Here is a 3,079-nt window from a genome sequence, read left to right as displayed (position 1 = left end):
GCTGGTGCCGGTCAAGGGGTACGACCGGCTGCTGAGGGCGTTCGGTCCCGGACCCTCAGGAGCCGGAGGAGAGGCGTCGGATGAGAGGCAGGGCGGCCGTCGCCGGGATCGGGATGACGGCCCTGACGCGGGAGTCGGGCAGGACCGAGCTGGAGCTCGCGGTCGAGGCGTCCCGGCTCGCGCTGGCCGACGCCCGCATGGAGGCCGGGCAGATCGACGCGGTCCTCAGCTATCACCTGAACGACTCCGCCCCGGTCGTCCAGGTCGCCGGGGCGCTGCGGATCGAGAAGCTGGGCTGGCACAACGACATCGCCGGCGGCGGCACCCAGGCGGCCTCCATCCTGGCCGAGGCGGCGATGCCGATCGCCTGCGGCCTCGCGCGCAACGTGCTGGTCTACCGGGCGTTGAACGGCCGCTCCGGCAAGCGCATGAACACCGTCTCCACCGGCCCCCAGGAGCGCTTCACCATCCCCTACGGCATGGCCGGGCCGCTCCCGATGTTCGCCCTGGCCGCCCAGCGCTACCTGTACGAGACCTCCCTCACCGAGGAGCACCTGCACGCCGTCGTCGCCCAGTCCCGCGACAACGCCGCGGCCAACCCCCGGGCGCTGCGCCGGGACCCGCTGTCCCTGGAGGACTATCTGGCCCGGCCGTACGTCTGCTCGCCGCTGCGGACCGTGGACTGCTGCCAGGAGACCGACGGCGCCTGCGCGCTGGTGATCCGGGACGCACGGCTCGCGCCCGACGCCCCCCGCGTCCACAGCGTGGTCAGGGGAGGCGGTCCCGGCTGCTCGTCCATGGACCGCTCGCCCGACGTCAGCGCGGTCTTCTCCGCCTACGTCGCCCCGATGCTGTGGGAGGTCTCGGGCATGCGGCCGGCGGACGTCGACGTGGCGCTGCTCTACGACGCCTACTCCTGGCTGGTGCCCCGGCAGCTGGAGGACTTCGGCCTCGCCGGCCGGGCCGAGCTGGGGGAGTTCCTGCTCCGGCGCGGCCACGCCATGGTCAACCCGCACGGCGGCCTGCTGTCGGAGGGCTACGTCCACGGGCTCAACAACGTGGCCCAGGCCGTACGGGAGCTCAGGGCGGGCCGGGAGACGGCGCTGGTGACCGGGTTCGGCGGCAGCTACGGCAGCGCCGCGCTGCTGGTCCGGCCCGGCTGAGCCCGGCCGGACGCGCGATCGCCCGGGTGTTCCGGCCCCTGTCCGACGACGACCGCGAGCTGCTGTCGCCGACGCCGCCGGAGCGGTCCCGGGCGTAGCGGGAGCGGTTCGGGACGCAGCCGGAACGGTCCGGGACGCAGCCGGAACGGTCCAGGGCGCCCGCTCCCCGAAGGGTCTTGACGCGGACCGTGCTTGAGAATAATTTTCACCCCATCACTGAGCGGGTGAAAGGAATGCCTGTGGCGGTAGGGGCTCTCGGGCGCATCCAGACCGAGACGTCCGCGCTGCCCGAGGCCCTTCGCCGGGTCGGCGAGGCCATCTTGGCCGACCCGGCCGGAGCGGCCCGGTCCACGATCCTCGCGCTCGCCGAGCGGAGCGGCAGCTCGCCCGCCACCGTCACACGGTTCTGCCGGGTGTTCGGCTTCACCGGATACGCCGGGCTCCGGGTCGCGCTGGCCACCGAGACCGGCCGCGCCGCGCAGGCCAACTGGGACGCCAACGTGGGCCGCGAGATCGGCCCGACCGACGCGCTCGACACGGCGATCGGCGTGATGGCCGCCGCCGACTCCCGGCTCATCCAGGAGACCGCGGCCCAGCTCGACGCGGGCACCGTCGCCAAGATCGCCGACGCGATCGTCGCCGCCCGGCGGGTGCTGGTCTTCGGGGTCTCCATCAGCGGCGGGACGGCCGCCATGATCGGCGGACGGCTCCGCAGGATCCGGGTGCCCTGCTGGAGCCACGCCGACGCCCACGAGGCGCTCGCCGACGCGGCGCTGCTGGCCGAGGGCGACGTCGCCATCGGGATCTCCCACCAGGGCCGCACCCGCGAGGTGCTGGAGTCGCTCGCCGAGGCCGGCGACCGGGGTGCGCTGACCGTCGCCGTCACCTCCTTCGCCCGCTCCCCGCTGGCCGAGCTGGCCGACCTGGTGCTGACCACCGCGAGCCGGGAGACCACCTTCAGGCTGGGCGGCCTGGCCGCCGTCCACTCCCAGCTCTTCGTCCTCGACGCCGTCTACGTCGCGGTCGCGCAGCGCACCTACGAGCGGACCAGCGAGGCGTTCGAGCGGACGGTCCGCGCACTTGAGAGCCACCGCGTGGAGAGGAGTTGACCGTGGATATCGGCGCCGCCGACTACGTCCATGAAGTGAGGGCCCTGACGGACGAGGTCTCCCAGACGCAGCGAGACGGGGTCAGGCTGGCGGCCGGCCTGATCATCGGGTCGCTGCTCGACGGTGGGGTGGTGCAGGCCTTCGGCTCCGGCCACTCCGAGGCGATCGCCATGGAGATCGCCGGCCGCGCGGGCGGGCTGGTCCCCACCAACCGGCTCGCGCTGCGCGACGTCGTGCTGTACGGCGGGGCCCCGGTGGAGGTGCTCCTGGGCGCCCCCTCGGAGCTGGAGCGCGACCCGGCGATCGCCCGGCGGCTCTACGACCTGGCCCCCGTCCAGCCGCAGGACGTGTTCGTGCTGATCTCCAGCTCCGGGGTGAACGGCTCGGTGGTGGAGCTGGCCTCCATCGTCAAGGAAAGGGGGCACGGCCTGATCGCCCTGACCTCCGTCCAGCACAGCACCGCGATGGTCTCCCGCCATCCCTCGGGCCGCAAGCTCCTCGATCTCGCCGACGTGGTGCTCGACAACGGGGCCCCGTACGGCGACGCGATCATGCCGCTGCCGGACGGCGGCGCGTTCGGCGCGGTCTCCACGATCACCTCGGCGCTGCTGGCGCAGATGGTCGTGGCCGAGGTGGTGCGCGGCCTGATCGAGGCCGGCCAGACCCCGCCGGTCTACCGCTCGGTCAACACCGTCGGCGGCGACGAGCACAACCGGGATCTTGAGAACCGCTATGCCGGAAGGATCCGGCGAGGTGCCTGACCACCCCCCTGCAGGAGGAAGCATGACCAACCTGTCCCGGCGTGAG

At 73.3% G+C, this 3,079-nt stretch carries 3 protein-coding genes; all 3 read left to right on the top strand.

Translation table 11 applies throughout. The features are described 5' to 3' along the window. Window positions 1-80: 80 nt before the first annotated feature. The 3 genes from ACWDS7_RS47585 to ACWDS7_RS47575 all read left to right on the top strand — a co-directional run bounded on the left by ACWDS7_RS47585 (window position 81) and on the right by ACWDS7_RS47575 (window position 3,033). A complete protein-coding gene (locus tag ACWDS7_RS47585) occupies window positions 81-1,163 on the top strand; it encodes a thiolase C-terminal domain-containing protein (RefSeq protein WP_451934689.1) in 1,083 nt (360 codons plus the stop codon). 233 nt (window positions 1,164-1,396) lie between these two features. After that, window positions 1,397-2,272, top strand: coding sequence for a MurR/RpiR family transcriptional regulator (locus ACWDS7_RS47580; protein WP_306856818.1), 876 nt, complete (start codon window positions 1,397-1,399; stop codon window positions 2,270-2,272). 2 nt (window positions 2,273-2,274) lie between these two features. Continuing rightward, window positions 2,275-3,033 (top strand): SIS domain-containing protein, encoded by a 759-nt coding sequence (locus ACWDS7_RS47575; RefSeq protein ID WP_306856819.1) that lies wholly within the window; start codon window positions 2,275-2,277, stop codon window positions 3,031-3,033. The last annotated feature ends 46 nt before the right edge of the window (window positions 3,034-3,079 follow it).

Source organism: Streptosporangium sp. NPDC003464 (assembly GCF_053588315.1).
Note: the sequence above shows the minus strand (reverse complement) of the source record. Positions and strands in the feature narration are given on the sequence as shown.

What these genes read in the sequence shown, in the direction of transcription:
- ACWDS7_RS47585 (WP_451934689.1), top strand. Translation starts at nt 81, where the DNA reads ATGAGAGGCAGGGCGGCCGTCGCCGGGATCGGGATGACGGCCCTGACG.
- ACWDS7_RS47580 (WP_306856818.1), top strand. Translation starts at nt 1,397, where the DNA reads ATGCCTGTGGCGGTAGGGGCTCTCGGGCGCATCCAGACCGAGACGTCC.